General features: G+C 31.4%; 20 protein-coding genes. 12 read left to right on the top strand and 8 right to left on the bottom strand.

What is annotated here, in order from left to right; translation table 11 throughout:
- Positions 1 to 235 precede the first annotated feature (235 nt).
- The 3 genes from WC223_10700 to WC223_10690 all read left to right on the top strand — a co-directional run bounded on the left by WC223_10700 (position 236) and on the right by WC223_10690 (position 3,547).
- A complete protein-coding gene (locus tag WC223_10700) occupies positions 236 to 1,588 on the top strand; it encodes an AAA family ATPase (GenBank protein MFA6924705.1) in 1,353 nt (450 codons plus the stop codon).
- Positions 1,589 to 2,497: 909 nt separating this feature from the next.
- A complete protein-coding gene (locus WC223_10695; protein MFA6924704.1) occupies positions 2,498 to 2,698 on the top strand; it encodes a hypothetical protein in 201 nt (66 codons plus the stop codon).
- Between the two features lie 36 nt (positions 2,699 to 2,734).
- Positions 2,735 to 3,547 carry an Rpn family recombination-promoting nuclease/putative transposase gene (locus WC223_10690; protein ID MFA6924703.1) on the top strand — a complete coding sequence of 271 codons (813 nt, stop codon included), beginning with the start codon at positions 2,735 to 2,737 and terminating at the stop codon, positions 3,545 to 3,547.
- Between the two features lie 303 nt (positions 3,548 to 3,850).
- Here WC223_10690 and WC223_10685 read toward each other — a convergent pair whose 3' ends face one another.
- The 8 genes from WC223_10685 to WC223_10650 form a co-directional block, all read right to left on the bottom strand.
- On the bottom strand, positions 3,851 to 4,699 hold the full coding sequence (locus WC223_10685) for a hypothetical protein (protein ID MFA6924702.1): 849 nt from the start codon (positions 4,697 to 4,699) through the stop codon (positions 3,851 to 3,853).
- 37 nt (positions 4,700 to 4,736) lie between these two features.
- Positions 4,737 to 8,897, bottom strand: a complete 4,161-nt coding sequence (locus tag WC223_10680; protein ID MFA6924701.1) for a C25 family cysteine peptidase — start codon at positions 8,895 to 8,897, stop codon at positions 4,737 to 4,739.
- A gap of 98 nt (positions 8,898 to 8,995) precedes the next feature.
- Positions 8,996 to 10,075, bottom strand: a complete 1,080-nt coding sequence (locus tag WC223_10675) for a PorV/PorQ family protein (GenBank protein ID MFA6924700.1) — start codon at positions 10,073 to 10,075, stop codon at positions 8,996 to 8,998.
- A 322-nt stretch (positions 10,076 to 10,397) separates the two neighbouring features.
- The gene (gene wecB, locus WC223_10670) at positions 10,398 to 11,546 is read right to left on the bottom strand and encodes a UDP-N-acetylglucosamine 2-epimerase (non-hydrolyzing) (GenBank protein MFA6924699.1); all 1,149 of its coding nucleotides are present in this window, start codon (positions 11,544 to 11,546) and stop codon (positions 10,398 to 10,400) included.
- A gap of 76 nt (positions 11,547 to 11,622) precedes the next feature.
- Positions 11,623 to 12,321 carry a DNA repair protein RadC gene (gene radC, locus WC223_10665; protein ID MFA6924698.1) on the bottom strand — a complete coding sequence of 233 codons (699 nt, stop codon included), beginning with the start codon at positions 12,319 to 12,321 and terminating at the stop codon, positions 11,623 to 11,625.
- Between the two features lie 72 nt (positions 12,322 to 12,393).
- Positions 12,394 to 12,648, bottom strand: coding sequence for a 30S ribosomal protein S20 (gene rpsT / locus WC223_10660; protein MFA6924697.1), 255 nt, complete (start codon positions 12,646 to 12,648; stop codon positions 12,394 to 12,396).
- A 254-nt stretch (positions 12,649 to 12,902) separates the two neighbouring features.
- Entirely contained in the window at positions 12,903 to 13,118 is a 216-nt protein-coding gene (locus WC223_10655) for a hypothetical protein (protein MFA6924696.1), read from the bottom strand.
- 79 nt (positions 13,119 to 13,197) lie between these two features.
- Positions 13,198 to 13,587: a helix-turn-helix transcriptional regulator gene (locus WC223_10650; GenBank protein ID MFA6924695.1), complete on the bottom strand. Its 390-nt coding sequence runs from the start codon at positions 13,585 to 13,587 to the stop codon at positions 13,198 to 13,200.
- Between the two features lie 151 nt (positions 13,588 to 13,738).
- Between WC223_10650 and WC223_10645 the strand changes: the two genes are divergently transcribed.
- From WC223_10645 to WC223_10605, 9 genes are all read left to right on the top strand, one after another.
- On the top strand, positions 13,739 to 13,984 hold the full coding sequence (locus WC223_10645) for a hypothetical protein (protein ID MFA6924694.1): 246 nt from the start codon (positions 13,739 to 13,741) through the stop codon (positions 13,982 to 13,984).
- Positions 13,981 to 14,229, top strand: coding sequence for a hypothetical protein (locus WC223_10640; GenBank protein ID MFA6924693.1), 249 nt, complete (start codon positions 13,981 to 13,983; stop codon positions 14,227 to 14,229). Before WC223_10645 ends, WC223_10640 begins: the two co-directional genes overlap by 4 nt.
- Before the next feature lie 17 nt (positions 14,230 to 14,246).
- Entirely contained in the window at positions 14,247 to 14,480 is a 234-nt protein-coding gene (locus WC223_10635) for a hypothetical protein (protein ID MFA6924692.1), read from the top strand.
- 27 nt (positions 14,481 to 14,507) lie between these two features.
- Complete coding sequence (locus tag WC223_10630) at positions 14,508 to 14,816, top strand: hypothetical protein (GenBank protein ID MFA6924691.1); 309 nt, start codon at positions 14,508 to 14,510, stop codon at positions 14,814 to 14,816.
- Positions 14,817 to 14,862: 46 nt separating this feature from the next.
- Positions 14,863 to 15,135: a hypothetical protein gene (locus tag WC223_10625; GenBank protein ID MFA6924690.1), complete on the top strand. Its 273-nt coding sequence runs from the start codon at positions 14,863 to 14,865 to the stop codon at positions 15,133 to 15,135.
- A 17-nt stretch (positions 15,136 to 15,152) separates the two neighbouring features.
- Positions 15,153 to 15,980: a hypothetical protein gene (locus WC223_10620; GenBank protein ID MFA6924689.1), complete on the top strand. Its 828-nt coding sequence runs from the start codon at positions 15,153 to 15,155 to the stop codon at positions 15,978 to 15,980.
- Between the two features lie 137 nt (positions 15,981 to 16,117).
- A complete protein-coding gene (locus tag WC223_10615; protein ID MFA6924688.1) occupies positions 16,118 to 16,540 on the top strand; it encodes a hypothetical protein in 423 nt (140 codons plus the stop codon).
- 16 nt (positions 16,541 to 16,556) lie between these two features.
- Positions 16,557 to 16,910 carry a hypothetical protein gene (locus tag WC223_10610; protein ID MFA6924687.1) on the top strand — a complete coding sequence of 118 codons (354 nt, stop codon included), beginning with the start codon at positions 16,557 to 16,559 and terminating at the stop codon, positions 16,908 to 16,910.
- A 5-nt stretch (positions 16,911 to 16,915) separates the two neighbouring features.
- Positions 16,916 to 17,155, top strand: a complete 240-nt coding sequence (locus WC223_10605) for a hypothetical protein (GenBank protein ID MFA6924686.1) — start codon at positions 16,916 to 16,918, stop codon at positions 17,153 to 17,155.
- Positions 17,156 to 17,346 lie beyond the last annotated feature (191 nt).

Here is a 17,346-nt window from a genome sequence, read left to right as displayed (position 1 = left end):
TCGAAATTAACTTTTTCGTAGTCTTTTTTTCGACAGGGTTGAGTCTTGAGTTTTGTCATTGTTTCCGTTTTATTGGTTAATTTTTAGTCAACCGATTTTAGGAAATGACATCCAAAATATATTAGTATAACTTGGTTTGCTTTGATATCCCATAGCAATAAAATACGGCTTACTTTGTGTTGTTTTTTTGATTAATTATGGTTTACTTTGTATTTTATTATTTATTGAAATAACTATGTATCAAAGAAAAGTATTAAGTAACCTCAAACAGTGGAAAGATAAAAAGCATCGAAAACCATTAATACTAAGAGGCGCAAGGCAAGTAGGAAAAACTACACTTGTGAAAATGTTTTCCGAAGAGTTTGATGTATTTATTTATTTAAATCTGGACACTAAGCAAGATAGAGAATTGTTTGAGCAAGCTCCTGATGTAAAATCTTTTTTAAAATTATTGTTATTACGTGAAAATAAACGTATCGAAAAGGGACAAAGTATATTAATTTTCATTGATGAAATTCAGTCTTCGCCAACCGCTGTGAACATATTGAGATATTTTTATGAAGACATTCCCGAAATTCATATAATTGCTGCAGGTTCTCTCTTAGAAACCATGCTGCACAACAATTTAAGCTTTCCTGTAGGCAGAGTTGAATATCTTATATTAAGACCCTTTAGCTTTGAAGAAATGCTTATGGCAACCAATCATGGGCAGGCATTATTGGCTATTGATGAAATACCTTTACCAAAATATCTGCACGAAACATTACTTTCGCTTTTCAAGAAATATTGCCTGATAGGCGGAATGCCTGAGATTATAAGAAATTACATCGAAACAGATGATATTGTGGCTGTAAGTGAAATTTTCCAAAGCTTAATAACTGCTTATTCGGAAGATGTAGAAAAGTATTCTAAAAAAGAAAATGAAATTCGTATTATCAGGCATTGTATAGATACTTCATTAAGAATTGCAGGGGATAGAATAAAATTTGAAGGTTTTGGAGGTGGAAAATATAAATCAAAAGAAATAGGCGAATCATTGCGAACATTGGAGAAAACAATGCTCATAACTTTAGTATATCCAACCGAAACAACTCGCTTGCCTTTACTCGAAAACAAGAAAAAATCACCAAGATTACAATTGCTTGATACAGGCATGCTGAATTATTTTGCCGGCATACAGCTGCAAATACTTCAAAATCCCTATATTGATGATGTGTTTGAAGGTAAAGTAGCAGAGCATATTGTTGGTCAGGAATTACTGACTTTAAATCCTATGCCATTACACAAAAATTATTTTTGGGTTAGAGAAAAAAAACAATCTGATGCTGAAGTTGATTATTTAATTCAATACAACGACTTGTTGATTCCGATAGAAGTAAAGGCAGGAAAAACCGGTAAGCTACGCTCATTAATGGAATTTATAGATGTTGCACCTCATTCATTTGCTATTCGTATTTATTCGGGAGAATTATCTTTGGACACAATTAAGACAATGAAAGGCAAAGAGTTTCAACTACTCAACCTGCCATTTTACTTGGTGTGCAGAATAAATGAATATATTAAATGGTTTATTAGTATTTCAAAATAAATTTTTAAACTTTATAAGACAATACGATTTGCATATTAGTTTCAAATCAACAATAAATTGGTTCGAACTAACGGCACAACGGACAACCACACAGGTCAGATTGTTAAAATCAACAATCAGACCTTTTTTTTTCACTCGAAAGCATTGATATTATTGTAAAACAGAAAATCTTTTTTGTTAAAAAAGTGGTTCGAACTATAAAAATTAAAAAATAAATACTTTTTCTCAAATGCTTGTCAATAAAGCTTTTTGACGGTGATTATTTTTTCGACCGAAAAGGGGTCGAACCAATTTTTATAAAACTATAAAATTCAGTGATTAATTTCAAATCATTAATAAACTGTCTCGAACTTTTGATTTTTCGCAAAATCTCTCTTTTTCATTTCTTTCGTATGGTTTGTTGCTGTGGCTGATTAGCTTAACTACCTCTTTCATTGTAGCGTTTCGAACTCGATTTTCAGAATTTTTTTTCGAGAAATATCGAACCAAGAATTTGCTTTTTCACGTTCAGTGCAGATTCTTGATTTATTTCAAATTCTTTTTAACTTATAAATTAATTTTTCTACCTTTATATTCTAAATTGATTTATTAATTTTAGGTCATCAATAAATTGGTTCGAAGTCAGTCCTGCGAGGTTCACCTCACTGGACAATTCTTTTTTTTTAAAGAATTGTCCTTTTTTATTTCTTCGGAAAGGTTTATTTGCGTAGCACATCAGCTTGACCACCTCGTTGATTCTCGCGGTTCGATATCGGTTATCAGAAAATACCAATTTTTCCGGGTACATCTGTGCCACAAATAAAAAAATATTAATTTTGAGAAAAAATTGGAGGTAACAATTTGACACCTCCAATTAATAAAAAAATAACTGGTCGCAAGTTGCGACCACATAGTTAAAATGTATTTATCATGGCTAAAAAGGAAAAAACGGTAAAAGTAAAAAGAGTAAAAGGCAAAGGTTACAACATCATTATTGATGATTCTCTTAATAAATACAAAGATGTTGTTTTGTTTCCAGAAAAATTAGAAAAAGCCAATGAAATGTTGAAAAAAACAGGAATACCAAAGGAATTACAAAAAAATAAAACTAATAAAATAAAACATAAATAATCAGTTTTTTTGTATATTTGCAAAAATAAAATTATAATGCGCTATCTTGATCCAAAAAATGATTTAACTTTTAAAAAGGTGTTCGGACAACATCCGCACTTGCTTAAAAGCTTTCTAAATGCAATGTTGCCTTTAGAAGAAGATCAGGTTATTGAATCACTTGAATATTTGCCAACAGAATTAGTGCCTGATATTCCTTTAATGAAACACACTATTGTTGATGTAAGGTGTAAAGACAAGAAAGGCAGGCAATTTATTGTTGAAATGCAAATGTGTTGGACTGATGATTTTAAACAAAGAGTTTTATTTAATGCATCTAAGGCATATATTAAACAGCTTGATAAAGGAAAGAATTATAGTATCCTTCAACCTGTTTATGCTTTAAGTTTGGTAAATGAGATTTTCGAGCCAAAATTAGAAAATTTTTATCATCATTATAGAATAGTACATACAGAACAAACCGACAAAGTTATTAAAGGTTTAGAGTTTGTTTTTGTCGAATTACCTAAATTTAAACCACAAAATATAAATGAAAAACGGTTACAAGTTTTATGGTTACGCTACTTGACCGAGATTAAAGACGGTACAAGCGAAATTTCAAATGACCTTTTTGATAATCCTGAAACTAAAGAAGCTGTTGATTATTTACAGGAAAGTGCTTTTTCTAAAGAAGAATTAGAATATTACGATAAATATTGGGATAGTATTCAGTCTGAAAAGACACTTTATGAAGGAGCAGAAAAGAAAGGGAAAATTGAAGTAGCTAAAAATCTTAAGAATTTGGGTGTTGATATTGCTACAATTCAAAAATCTACTGGGCTTTCAAAAGAAGAAATTGAAAAATTATAATATTTAAAAAAAATAAATTTTAAAATTTCCCGGATTTGCATAAAATTCGGGAAATTTCTTTCTACATTTGTTTCCAACAACAAAAACAAATTCCGCAAAACATGCGGAGAAAAACATCACTATTCTCCGCAAAAAAAGCCTAATAGAATTTGTCGTATTAAAATATTTCGGAAACAATGCTGAGTGCTTATTGTAGGTAGCAATTTAATATTTTTAATTTTTATTTGCTTTCTGATTTCTTTACAATTTATATATGCGCTGTTTCGCGTGTAAATCCTAATGTTTCTATTTCGACGAATTACTTTATCTAATTAAAACCATTTTTCCGAAATCTTTAATGAAGAATTTGTCGGCGGAAGTAGCATTTTTCTCAATGCTGTTCTGGTTGATTTTTGTAATTACTCTGTAAAGATAAACTCCATTGGCAAGTCGGTCGCCATATTGGTCGGTGCCGTTCCATGCGTATTCTGTAATGTTCCTGCCAACATGAATTGGTCCGAGCTCATCAACATTTATTTCTCTTACTAATTTTCCTGTTATTGTCATTATTTGTATTTTAAAATAATCAGGTATTTCCGAGCCTGTGAGTGTAAATACAAAATGCGTGGCTGTTGAAAAAGGATTAGGCCAGTTAAGTATATTTGTAATGGTTGATTTGTTTATTATTTCAAAATTTATTTTATAATTTATATCACCCGACAGATTGCTTGTTAAATCTTTTGCTTGTACAAGCAACTGATAAGTTCCGTCTTCGGGAAATGCTGCGTTATATTCGATTTTGCATCTGTTTTCGCCTGATGATGCAGGATAAAAATTCATAACATTTTGTCCGTTGCTTTTGAAGTAAATCCGCTTTGCATCATTATCAAACGGGGTTTTCATGAATAATTGAAAAAGAGAAGTGTCATTCGAGCTGTTCATTATGCGATACGGATTTTCGTCTTTAAGTTGAATTTGAATCTGTGGTTTTGCCGAAACAATATCGCCGTCTAAAATGTGAACACCATCGAAAGTAATATCAAGCATAGGATTTATTTTATCGCTTTCAACAGTGAAATAAATCTGAGCGATATTATTGAAATGATATTGTTCGGGCTTATGATAGGCATCTAAGGGATTTACTTCAACCCATAAACAATTTAAGCCAGCCATTCCGAGAGTTGAAAAACTAATGCTGTCTATTAAAATATCACCCGCCGGATTGTGGTTTGTTTTTTTTTGTTGTTATTGAATGTACAACTCTGTTTTTATCAACCACCCAGTATTTTATTCTCAGGGTGTCCATATTGTATTCGCTGATGTTATGTGTGGCAATTGCAAACTTAATATAATCGCCTTCCTGAACTTTTGTGTTGTAAAAATAATAATGAAGTGAGGGGTCTAATGCAGTTTCGGGAGCACCGGCATACATCACCTGCCATCGCTTCATTTGTGCGGGAGTTCTGAAAGTATCATCTCGCATCAATGCTTTTAGATATAAATATTTATATGACGTATCAATATTTCCGGTTAATTTATAATCTTTATATGATGTAGTTAAAGTTTTTAAAAGTACTGTATCTGAAGTTGAACCGGTATTTGTTCCGTAAATTTTTAATTTTACCGAATCAGTAAGTTTGGTATCTATTGCGCTTCTGTTAAATCGCCAGTGCAGCGAATCCCAGTTTTTGCCGGGACCAACAATTTCGGAAATAACATATCCATCAGTCCAGTTTGTTGGAAAATCATCGTCTTGGGTTATTACGGCTTGTATGTCGCTGCCAAATGTTTCATGTGCAAGGGGGTGTCCTTTTTGCCCGAAAACAATAAATGGTTGATTATCGTGAATGTTTTCAGCAACATGACTAGGAATTTTTAAACTTCCTATTGAAGCAAAAGCAGCTTCTAAAGCAGCATCATAAGAATCTATAAAACTATTTCTGTGACTGAACACCAAAACCCAATAATCAGGGGGAATGATATTATTTATAAAATTTGTAACTGAATCTCTTCCTGTTGAATTTGAAATATTAAAATCAAAAGATTCATCTGCGTAAGCGTGACAAACGGTACTCCCATATTTGCCTGTAGGAATAGGGTTGTTTTTCATCCTTTCTCCTGTATTCGGATTAAACACAACAAATTTCAAACCATTGCCATTGTTGCCGGTGCATGACCAATAGCCGCCACTAAAATCGCTGTTGTTTACAAGGCATTTTTCATCTGTCCATGGGTATATATATGGATAAAAACCAGTTTTCGTTGTTAAACTAATTGTGGTATTTACAAAATCAAATTTTCTTTGCGGTTTGTTATAAGTTACGTATTGGTAATTATCGTTTTTAAACTGGAAGAAATGTGCCTGACTCCATCCCCGCTGGTTATTTATTTTCTGGAAAGAACTTTCGCGCCAACTAAAAGGATTACCTGATGTTGAATCATAACTTACCCTCCAGAAATAAACAACACTGTCGGGAGTATAAGTGAATGTTGGTGTCCACTGTACAACACCGCCGCTATGATTAACTACATGGTGCTGTTTTAAAGGGCTGTTGAAAGCATCGGTGGTATCAATTTCAAAAACATAATTTTTAGGTGCGGCAAAAGGGTCGTCGGTGGTGGCTTTTAGCGTAACGGACAGCGATGGTACTATTGCATATTTGTAAGGATAAACAGGCGAAATATTTGCCGATTTAATATTTAATGTATAAATAATGGTGTTGTCATCTTCTTTGATTTCCGGAATTTTATTTGTTGCATCAAGTGTGATACGGAACGAATTTAATCCTATGCCGCTTACAACCGAATCAATGGGTATGTTAAGTTTTATTGTGTCTTTAAAAAGAGTAGCCGGCATGAATTTTAAATAAAGCTGCTTTGTGACGTTATCGGGAAAAGTTCTTTCCACTTCAACTATAAATGAATCTTTAACAGCACGTCCGGTATTTGTAGAAATAACGTTCAGTATAAAATTATTTTCCTGATTAGTAACTTCGAGAGGGGTTGTATACACACTCGATTGGTTAAGCATGTAGTTGGGCTTGATAAAATAATTTATTTTCAACGCAGGGTCGCCGTGAAGTGTCATTTCGAGGCATGTGTTTTTTATCTGAGTAGTTGAACTCTGATATAATTTAATTGTATTCTGAATTTGCTTTCCAATACTTTCGCCATAGAGCAAAGCACTTACATTATGGTAAAGTTGTTTGGAATAATTGTTCATATCTATCGAAAGCGATAAATATGTGGATGCCAGATATGCAATAACCCCATTATTTTCCGACAATACAAACTCTTCGCTTTTTGAATAAGTAATATCAAATAAATCGCCTGTATAACATGAGTTTGCAAGCATGAAAGGATATTTCAGATAATTATTATAGTTTTTAAAATTATCAATACATTGGTCGAAATTGGTTCCGCTGCCATGTCCGAAGAAATTTAAAATCGAAACTCCTGTTTCAATTAAATTCTTTATTGAATCGGAAGTGGTAATCTGAACCGGTACTGTAGAGTTTTTTAAAAAGGTAAATGTATTTCCGCCGAAAAATGTATCTTCGAGTAATTTTTCATAATCCTGAAGATAAAGTGATAATTGAAGTTGCTGGTAAGCATTATTTCCTCCTCCGAAATTTATTATATTTTTCATCCACTCATAATCATTCGGGTGAATTTGTGCATTTGCTTGTTGTGCTTCGTAATCTTTCATTTTTTCTAAGTACAAATAAACATCAAAAGGTGTTTTTGCACTCAATCTGCCTGTTGGTATTGCAGGTTTGAATAAGGTATCGCCGTCTAATTTATTTGTAAATAAAACATCGGAAGGATAATTTCCATAAGAAGGAATCATATTGGCAGCATAATAAGATGTATTATTGCGATAGATATCCAGGCGATAACCTTTGCCTATTAAGAATAAATATTTGGGAATGATATCGAAATTATGTACTGCATAATTGCAGAAATTTCTTATTGCCTGCGGGTGTTCGCCTATCCCGTAAGCAAACTGGTCGTATAATTCGGTTACATCGGCAATAAGAACATTAAAATTTCCTCCCAAAGAACTGCTTCTGTAATTTGAGTATGCTTGAATATCGCTGGTTGCCATCAGCGATTTATTGGTAATAATTAAATAATCTTTGCTTTTTGAAGAAGCCGAAGCGAAGTTAAAAAACAGTCCCGTTCCGTTCACAGGCGATATGCTTGCAATATTATTTATTTTACTGTATTTTGTAATATAACATTCTTCATTCGCAGCGGATGTTTTTTGAATTAACGCTTTAAGTATTCCGCCGGTTTTTTTTACTTTTATAATTTTATGATTCGTTAAGTCATAAACAAAACAAGAATCGGTTCCGATATTAAAATTTGTGATATTAAGATAGGACTTTAGTTGTGCTGTGTTCGGAACAAAAAAATGAAATGCATCCGCATTTTCAAAGTTGTATGTATGCGGATAAGTTATGTCAATATATGAAACGGCAGTATATGCATGATAATCAGTATTAGTAATTTCAGGAATAGTTATTAATGAAAAATTAAAAGCAGTATTGCCGTTTGTTAAAGTTGATGCGGGAATTGCTGTATCAATTTTTATATTTTTATATCCGTCAAAATATCTCTCTGTTGATGTTCCGGCAAAATCAACTTTAAGATGATGGTCGGGTATAGTATTATCATTTGCAGCTCCCACAACCATTATTTCAATATTTGCATCGGGAGCACCGGATAATGTATAAGCATTTGCAGTATTTATTTGCTTAGAAATAGGTGAACCAAGCAAAAAATTACTGTCAAACCAACCCTCTGCCTGAGTAAATTCCATATCGGACATATTATTATCGTCGGTTGGTCCATAATGCATAGTTGAAACATAATCTGCCCGCCTGTTCTTTAGGCAATATGGTGATAACGTGTATCCCGTATAATTTGTATCGGCAACAATTGTATCTCGTTTGTTGCTTAATGACGAATTCCACGTGAGATAATAAGCAGCAGTATCGTTATATAAACTGTAGTTTTTGTTTACCTGATTTAATGGGCTGTTATAAACAACGCTGTCAAGCCATCCGTTGTTGCCTTTAGCATAAAACTGTATATAATCAGTTGGGTCGAATATATGGTCGTTTTCACCTTTTACATAAATATGCTCTTCTTTTCCGTTATGAAAAATCTGAATTTGTTTCGGGTCAAAAGCATCATTGAAAAATCCGGCATTAACCAAAGTAGTGTAATTAATACGGTAAATGCCTTCATTAATTATTTTAATACGGTAATATTTTTGGTTGTAATTTATCCATTCATTTCCGTACTGCTGCGAAAATGCGGTGAATGAAAAAGAAATTAAAAATAGGAGTAAATTTTTTTTCATATACAAATTATAAAATTAAATTTTAATCTTATAACAATATTTATTAATTGCTAAATTGTTTTCAAACAACAAACCATAAACCTTTTAAACTATTTTTTTTATTTCGATTTACTAAAATTAATTTTCAAAGAAAAAATATTTGAATAGAGAGCAATTGAATTGTCACCGATATCGGTCAGTGCGTAGTCAATGCAAACTCTGTTTTTAATGCAAATACCAATTCCGATGTTGGGCTGGAAAGTTGTTATTTTTTTATTATTCATATCTGTTTCTTTCTGAATGTTGCCGATACCGCCTCTTATAAAAATCACTTTTTTAAAAGCAATTTCCAATCCCAGATGAGGGTCAATGCTAATCGGGTCGGACTTTATAAATACATTTCTCATTTTGTCGAAAGTCATGTCGAAGTCCAAATCAACAATAGTTGAAAAACTGTTTGATATTTCAAAGTTATGTGCGGCGCTGAATATTAATTTCGGCAGTGTTATTTCGAGCGAATTTTTAGGTATTTCGTTTCCTGTTTGCTGGAATACGGCTTTTGTGGCATCATCCAGGGTAAATCGCCATGCATTAAAAGTTGAAGTAATATCTTTACCCATAATGCCGAAGTACCAGTTGTTTTTTTGGAATTGTGCGGCAGCGTCGAGTCCGAATCCCCATGCAGCAGCAAAACTGCCTGTTTTGCGGTGAATTATTTTTGCATTTGCACCTATTGATAATCCTTTGATATTTGTTTTTTTTGCATACGAAAAAATAAAAGCATAAGAAGCATCGGAAAAGGTGGTGATATTATCATAATTTATATTGCCGTTTGCATCAACCATTTCAATTGTATTCGGAATATCGTCAATACCGAATCTTATAACCGAAACGGCAAAACTGCTGGTTGAGTCAATTTTTGAAGCCACAGAACCGTAATCATATTTGGCAATGTTTGCAAAGTATGAAGCGTGCATAAGTCCTATTTGCAGATTTGATTTGATTTTTAGTAATCCCGCCGGGTTCCAGAAACCTGCCGTTGCGTCATCTACTATTGCCACATTAGAATTTGACATTCCCAATGCTCTGGCACCAACTCCGATTGATAAAAATTCATTGCTGTATTTTGGTGCATGTTGTGCCGAAGCATTAAATAATGCAAAAAGAAACAAGAAAATACAAATACTAAGTTTTCTCATTTTGTTAAATGTTTTTAAAGTTGTATTTTATTGTTTATAAACTTAGTTTTAACAAAAAAATTGTAAAATTTTTATAAATATAATAAAAAAATAAACATCTGCAAGAAAAACTTAAAGAGTATTAAGAATTTAGTTTTAAGTCGTAAGAAAAAAACTAATTGGTGTTTGTCCATAAAGTAAAAAGTTATTCTCTGTGTAATTTTTATTTTATTGTTACACGGAGATTCACAGAGTAATCATTGAGAACCACAGAGAAAAAATACTAAAATTTTACTTTTGACAGCATCGAGGTAACGCAGAAATTGGACATTATGGGCAAACTCTAACTGAAAGCTTTAATAATTTCCTTGCAAATAAATTCAGCAGCTTTGCCATCCCCGAAAATTTCGGGATAATTAAAATTTTCCGCAGATTTAAAATATTTATAAGCATTTAAAATATTTTTTTCATCAGCATCGGCAACTATGCATGCATCGGCTTCAACAAGTTCTTTCCATTCTGTTTCACTACGCAGAATTATGCAGGGCTTTTTAAAGAAAAAAGATTCTTTCTGTACTCCGCCCGAATCAGTCATAATCAGCTTTGAATTTTTTTCCAGAATGAGCATTTCAAGGAATGAAACGGGTGGAATAATTTTTATATACTTGTTGTTTTTAATTGAATTAAACATTTCAGGTGTGAGATTTTTTTTCAGCAGTTTTGATGTTCGCGGATGAAGCGGAATAATAATATCAATATTTTCCTGTTTTGAAATTTTGTTTATTGCATTGAAAATAGCACGTAGTCGCTCGGGAATATCGGTGTTGTTATCTCTGTGTATTGTTGCAAGTATGTATTGATTTTGTTTGATATTATTTTTTTGAAGGATATTTATTTTTTTCTCGGCAATTAAGGCAAAGTGCAAAGTATTGTCGTACATAACATCACCGCAATGAAAAAATTTGGAATTATCAATTGTAAAAGGTGGTTTGTTATTCGGGTTAAATCCTTCGTTGATTAAATTTTTTATTCCCGTAAGGGTCGGGGAGAAGAGCAATGTTGAAGCATGGTCGCATGTAATGCGGTTTATTTCTTCGGGCATTTTTTTGTTGAATGAACGCAATCCTGCTTCGATATGAACAACAGGTATATGAAGTTTGGCAGCTGCTACCGCTGCTGCGAGAGTTGAGTTTGTGTCGCCGTAAGTTAAAATGCACTTTGGCTTTTCTTTTAATAAAATTTCTTCTATTCCTGTGAGCATTGCTGCTGTTTGCTTTCCGTGAGTACCGGAGCCTACATTCAGATTGTAATCGGGTTTTGGAATATTCATTTCATCAAAAAAAATCTGTGACATATTATTGTCGTAATGTTGTCCGGTATGAACAATAACTTCATGTATTTTTTGGGGGAATTTATTCCTAATTGCACGGCTTATTGCTGCTGCTTTTATTATTTGTGGACGTGCCCCGATTATTGTAAGAATTTTAATCATTGCAATTTTTTTTCAAAGATAAGAAAAGAGTTTAAAGTTTCGAAACTCAAAACTGAAAACTTCAAACTGAAAACTATCATAGTATTCCTTCATCTGCAAAGCTGTAATACCCGTTTTCACAAATCACGACATGGTCGAGAAGTGAAATGTCAACAAGCTTTGTGGCTTCTTTAAGTTTTTTTGTAATGCTTATATCTTCATCGCTTGGTTTTGTATTTCCCGAAGGATGATTGTGGCAGAGTATGATTCCGGATGCGAGGTTTTCAAGAGCAGCTTTTATTATTATTTTTATATCAACGATTGTTCCTGCAATGCCTCCGATACTGAGGTTTTCCTGTTTTATGATTTTATTTGCTTTGTTTAAAAGTAAAACTCTCAGCTCTTCATGTTTTAAATCTGATAATTGTGGTTGAAAATAATTAAACACATCGGCACTTCCTGTTATCTTATCTTTTATTATTGCTTCAGCTCCTTTTCGCCGGTTGCCGAGTTCCAGTGATGCAATAATGCTTATTGCTTTTGCTTCGCCTATTCCTTCAAATTTCAATAAATCCTGCACGCCGAGCTTGGCGAGTTCGCTTAAATTATTGTTTGTTGACTTCAGGATTTTTTTTGCCAGGTCAACAGCAGTTTCATTTTTATTTCCCGAACCTATAAGAATTGCTATTAATTCCGATTCGCTTAATGCTGCTCTGCCTTTCAACAATAACTTTTCACGTGGTCTGTCTTCCTCCGCCCACGATTTGATTCCAAGTATTTTTTTTGTTTTTTGCATCTAAATAACATTAAAAAAAATAGGACTCCCTTTTATAGAAAGTCCTGTTTTATTGGCATTACATAAATATTTTCATTTCAAGCCATTTACCAGCTTGGTTAATGATGATTTTAAATTGGCTGCTTTATTTTTATGAATTATTTTCTTCTTTGCCAGTTTATCAAGCATAGATGCAACTTTCGGAAACATTTCTGCGGCTTTGGCTTTTTCGGTTGTAGTTCTTAATGTTTTGACAGCATTTCTTGCAGTTGTTGTCTGGTAACGGTTCAAAACTCTTTTTTTATCGTTAGCTCTGATTCTTTTTTTTGATGATGGATGATTTGCCATTTTTATTTTATTATTAATTATTAATTCTGTTAATAGTAGCCCGTAGGGGACTCTTGAATGTTATTATAAGTGATTATATTTCAAATTGTTATAAAACTTTAAAAATAAATTTTGACAAAATTTTAACAAATAAATATCTCATTTATTTTTTTTATGTTTTGTGAAAGACCGCTCTTATAACAGAATTTCAATGCAAAAATAAACATTTTTTTTTGAATAACAAACTATTTTATTCAAAAGAGGTCTATACTCCGTCAGCGGTCATTTGAAGCAAATACAATTATCTTTTCATTCATCAGTGCTTCGTTTTGCTCTTTAAGATAATTTAATGCTTTGGTTAAATTCACAATTATTTCATCTTTTACTTTTTCGTTTTCTTTCAGTTGCTTTATTTCTTTAAGATAATTATTTGTGTTGGCAAAGCTTTGTTTCACATGGTTTCCTAAGCAAAAGTTTCCTTCGTTATTCAAAAAAAAGAAATGTTATCATGCGTATAAAGTTTAAGTTAAATGAATACTATTAATACGCATTTTTTTAAAAAATGTTTTTTCACTTTATTTGTCTTTTCAATTGTTCAATTATCTCATCTTTGCCTTTTATTATCTCGTCTTTATTTTTTAAAAGTTCTTTCAGATGTTCTATTTCTTTAATAAACATATTTTCGTTATTTATTTTTGCATCCTTTCCGATACTCTGTTTAATATTATCACCAACTCCGAAGTTACCTTTATTCTTTATCGAAATATTAGTATCTTCTTTCAGCAAATCATTCAAATCAACACCGAGAACATTTGCAATCTTTGTCAATGTTGATATTTTGAAATCATCATTTTCCAATGCGAGCCGCAAACCGGTATAAGACATTTTAATTTTTTTAGATAACTCCTCAAGAGTTATTTTTTTTGCTTTTCGGTATTTATTTATATTATTGGAAATCATATCTTTAAAATTTATTAGTTAGTAATATTGCTAAATAATGATTAATTTACTTGCTTTTTAAAAAATAGTTTACTTATCTTTGTTGAGTAAAGTTACAAAATAAATGAAAAAAAAGCAAAAAAACAAATTATTTACTTAAAAACCAGCCATTATGGGAAGAAATGTTATAAAAGAAGCATATTATCAAATCGCATCTCCATACGAAAAGGACAGGTTCCATACTGAAATATGCAACGCACTAGAAATACGCATTTCTTCCTTCTATAATTATTTATACGACAGAACACCTTTAAGCAGATTACAAACAGAAAGGTTAATTCAGATAATCAATGAAAAATTCATTTATATCAATTTAAAGCAGGAGCCGGCTATACAACAAATAAAAAGAATAATATGACTTTAGAGCTTGAAATATTGCAGGAATTACGAAGCATTAAGAACGTGTTAGCTCAAAACGTGAGTGATTATGTGCAAAGCAATATTGCTATTAAAATACTCGGAATAAATAATGTCAGGGTTTTAAAGCATTTGCACGAAAGGGGATTTTTGCCCAGATATTCAAGAGGGAAATACTATGTTTATAAGAAAGCGGACCTCTACGAGGTGGCTAAACGAATTGATAAAGCAGAAATAATAATATAACAATAAGCAAATAAATAATGAAAATCGAATCGAAACCTGAATTATCATTGTTAAAGGAATTATGCAGTGTTACAGTGAAAATTGCGAAAAACAATATTGAGGCAAATAAAGGCATGAAAAGATTGCAACCGCAGCATGATGAAGTTTGGAATAAAAATATTGAAAAATATAAAGAAAGAAAAGAAATAGCAGAAAGAATGCTTGAAGCATCAACTTTAGAACTGGAAGAAATTGAGAAAGCAAATTTTTAGTTGTAAAATTTCAAATAAAAATATACTATGAAAAAATCAAAATGCGAAATTACAAAACTTAATATTTCTGTACAGGTATTGAGAGTTGAGAACAAACAAGCAACACAATCATTTATTAAACAAGTACAATTAAAATGGTGGTTTAATTTTAAAGAAATACACCAATACAAAATATTAGGACATATAAATTATTTTCCTGAAAAAGAAAAACAATATAAATACTATCACTTACTATTTATAAATAAGAAAGATGAATTATGCAGAGCTTATGTAGAAAAAAAATTTCTTGAGGAAGAAACTAAATTAAATATTAAACAAATATTTATTGCCTGTTAAGACAACATTGAAAAACTTAAAATAATAATAACAAAGTTTTAAAAATATGGACGGATTAAAAACAACAGCAGAAAGTTTTGTCAGGAACGACTACGATAAATGTATTGCAGGGGTTGTTGCAATTCCCGAAAATGACAAATTCAGAATATATGTAGCTTGGGGTTGGGAATCAATGGCAAAGAAACAACACTTTGCGTTTTCTAGGTCAAGAGAAACTTATAAAATTGTAAATGACAGCATCATTGAAAAAACTGCTAATTATGGTTATGAGATGTACAATGAAACAGAAATCAAAAAACTATTCGGTTGGTTACTTTAATAACTAAAAGCCAAAGTATGACAAATACTGAAAAATGTTTAAAAGTAAAAGTATTAAAACAAATCCCGACAATCATAGCAACAAACAAACCCCTCATTAAAGCATTTGAAACATATTTTTTATTGAAATATCATTACAGCAATGGTATTATTTCCAATTTCTCAAAAAATCAAAAATCGGTTGCAGAAGTTTGTAATATTTCTGTTCGTACATTATGGACACGATTAAAAATTCTGAAAGAAAATAATCTCATCACAGTAACAGGAAGTAATATAAAATTTTCAAGTTGGGATTTTCTATGCGAAAAATTTAATATCCGTAAAAATTTTTATTACATAAAACTAAATAACAGCAACAATGACGGAATACTTAAACTGGAATACCTCATAAGATTAAAAGCATTACAGGAAGCAAAGAAAAGAATGCAATACGCATTTAAAGCTAAGGTTAAGCAAAGCAGTGATGTTTACAATGAATTTTGTTGTATTACAGGAGCCGAAAATGGAAAACTATCGAGGCGAGCCGTTTTAAATAGTGCAATAGAATGTTTTAAAAATCCCGCAATGTTTACTCCTGATGAACAATTTTTTCTTTTAAACTGTTTTAATGCAGATGACAACATGAATTGTTTAACTATTGCAAGAATGTTTAATAACAATTCGGCTTCATCAGGTACTTATTTAAAGCGGATATTAGAAAAATCCGGATTAATAGAAATTGAGAAAAGAATTATAGAAAGTATTGAACGTTGCAGGAAAGCTATCATGGGTACTGTGTTTTACTCACGTCCTACAAAGCAAACCATACTTATTATGCCTGATAACTTAATAATAGCGGGGCTTTAAAATGAATTACTGCAAAATTTCGTACCTGTCATATATGACTTCTAAGGTTTATAAACCGTTATCTGATTATTTGTTTATTGTATTTGTTTATCTGTATTACAAGATTATTAGCTTACTTGACTTATAAAAGAGAAAAAATGATAAAATCGCCGGAAACAACGTATAATCAATTCAAACAGGAATTTCAAAATCTTTTTCAACTATATAAAAGCGGAAATTTATCGGAAAAGAATTTATTAGTTCATTTAAGCGACCTACACAAACGGTTCAATTCAAACCCCGAAATAAATTTACAGGTGTATTTCAAAAATCAAAAAAAGTTCAAATACAGAGGAGATATACTTCATGCTTTCTATAAAATTGTTTTGTATAACAACCCTGAAATTAAAGCTCCCAACAATCAACGTGAAGCAGTAGCAATAAAAATTAAAGAATTACTTGCTCTTAAATGTTCTGATGTAATTATAGCTTATGACAACAGAAAGAAATATAAAAATCCGATTATAGCAAAATACATCGGTACAGCTAAAATGTGTGATTTTCTAAATGAAAGAATTTAAACAAAAATATTATCAAATGAAATACTTTACAAACTGCAAAACGCCCGAAGAAGCGAAAATGCTATACAGGAAATTAGCAAGAGAACTGCACCCCGATATGAAAAGTGGCAATAAAGAGGCATTTCAGGAAATGGAACAACAATACAGAAATTTTATTGCTGAATCTTTAAGCGAGAAACAGAAACAATATACAAACAAAACTGACTTTATAAATTACTTGAAAATATTTTTTAAAGAAAATCCTGAATTGATGCAGGTTTTAATAAAGTCATTAGTTGAATCGGATACGTTCAGAAATTTTATAAATAAAAATTCAAAATTCATAGATACCGGAATTGGAATTTATAATTTGTTAAAACAAAAAAAATAAAATCTATGTCAAAATTATTTGAAGATGAAGTTGAAATAACGCCACGCCCACTGAATGACAAGCAACTCATGAATCTATATGAAATAAGGCATCGTCAAACATGGAAAAAGCTGCTCAGTCCTATTGCATGGAAACTTGTTGGCAGAAAAAAACAAAAAAGATACCTCTACACAAAAGATGAAGTATCGTGGATTTTTGAGTTTCTAGGGAAGCCGGTATTTTTTAAAAAAATAAACAATGACTGAAAACTACAAATTGTTTTTTGAAGTTGTCGGAAGACCTATAATTGAGAGTAAATCCTGAATTTATATTACTCAATTAATTACGCAATTATTTATTTTTCAATTCGTGCTATGAAATTAGAATAATTATTAAAATTTGTGTGATTTTGATAATTGAAATAAAAAGAAAATTCAAAATTGTTATTGTCAATTTT

Source organism: Bacteroidales bacterium, from assembly GCA_041671145.1.
Taxonomy (GTDB): Bacteria; Bacteroidota; Bacteroidia; order Bacteroidales; family JAHJDW01; genus JAQUPB01.
This window is presented reverse-complemented; position numbering and strand designations above follow the sequence as displayed.

Bases quoted from the DNA above. Each gene is read 5' to 3' on its own strand.
- WC223_10700 (MFA6924705.1), top strand. From the start codon at position 236: ATGTATCAAAGAAAAGTATTAAGTAACCTCAAACAGTGGAAAGATAAA.
- WC223_10695 (MFA6924704.1), top strand. From the start codon at position 2,498: ATGGCTAAAAAGGAAAAAACGGTAAAAGTAAAAAGAGTAAAAGGCAAA.
- WC223_10690 (MFA6924703.1), top strand. From the start codon at position 2,735: ATGCGCTATCTTGATCCAAAAAATGATTTAACTTTTAAAAAGGTGTTC.
- WC223_10685 (MFA6924702.1), bottom strand. From the start codon at position 4,699: ATGGCTGGCTTAAATTGTTTATGGGTTGAAGTAAATCCCTTAGATGCC.
- WC223_10680 (MFA6924701.1), bottom strand. From the start codon at position 8,897: ATGAAAAAAAATTTACTCCTATTTTTAATTTCTTTTTCATTCACCGCA.
- WC223_10675 (MFA6924700.1), bottom strand. From the start codon at position 10,075: ATGAGAAAACTTAGTATTTGTATTTTCTTGTTTCTTTTTGCATTATTT.
- wecB (MFA6924699.1), bottom strand. From the start codon at position 11,546: ATGATTAAAATTCTTACAATAATCGGGGCACGTCCACAAATAATAAAA.
- radC (MFA6924698.1), bottom strand. From the start codon at position 12,321: ATGCAAAAAACAAAAAAAATACTTGGAATCAAATCGTGGGCGGAGGAA.
- rpsT (MFA6924697.1), bottom strand. From the start codon at position 12,648: ATGGCAAATCATCCATCATCAAAAAAAAGAATCAGAGCTAACGATAAA.
- WC223_10650 (MFA6924695.1), bottom strand. From the start codon at position 13,587: ATGATTTCCAATAATATAAATAAATACCGAAAAGCAAAAAAAATAACT.
- WC223_10645 (MFA6924694.1), top strand. From the start codon at position 13,739: ATGGGAAGAAATGTTATAAAAGAAGCATATTATCAAATCGCATCTCCA.
- WC223_10640 (MFA6924693.1), top strand. From the start codon at position 13,981: ATGACTTTAGAGCTTGAAATATTGCAGGAATTACGAAGCATTAAGAAC.
- WC223_10635 (MFA6924692.1), top strand. From the start codon at position 14,247: ATGAAAATCGAATCGAAACCTGAATTATCATTGTTAAAGGAATTATGC.
- WC223_10630 (MFA6924691.1), top strand. From the start codon at position 14,508: ATGAAAAAATCAAAATGCGAAATTACAAAACTTAATATTTCTGTACAG.
- WC223_10625 (MFA6924690.1), top strand. From the start codon at position 14,863: ATGGACGGATTAAAAACAACAGCAGAAAGTTTTGTCAGGAACGACTAC.
- WC223_10620 (MFA6924689.1), top strand. From the start codon at position 15,153: ATGACAAATACTGAAAAATGTTTAAAAGTAAAAGTATTAAAACAAATC.
- WC223_10615 (MFA6924688.1), top strand. From the start codon at position 16,118: ATGATAAAATCGCCGGAAACAACGTATAATCAATTCAAACAGGAATTT.
- WC223_10610 (MFA6924687.1), top strand. From the start codon at position 16,557: ATGAAATACTTTACAAACTGCAAAACGCCCGAAGAAGCGAAAATGCTA.
- WC223_10605 (MFA6924686.1), top strand. From the start codon at position 16,916: ATGTCAAAATTATTTGAAGATGAAGTTGAAATAACGCCACGCCCACTG.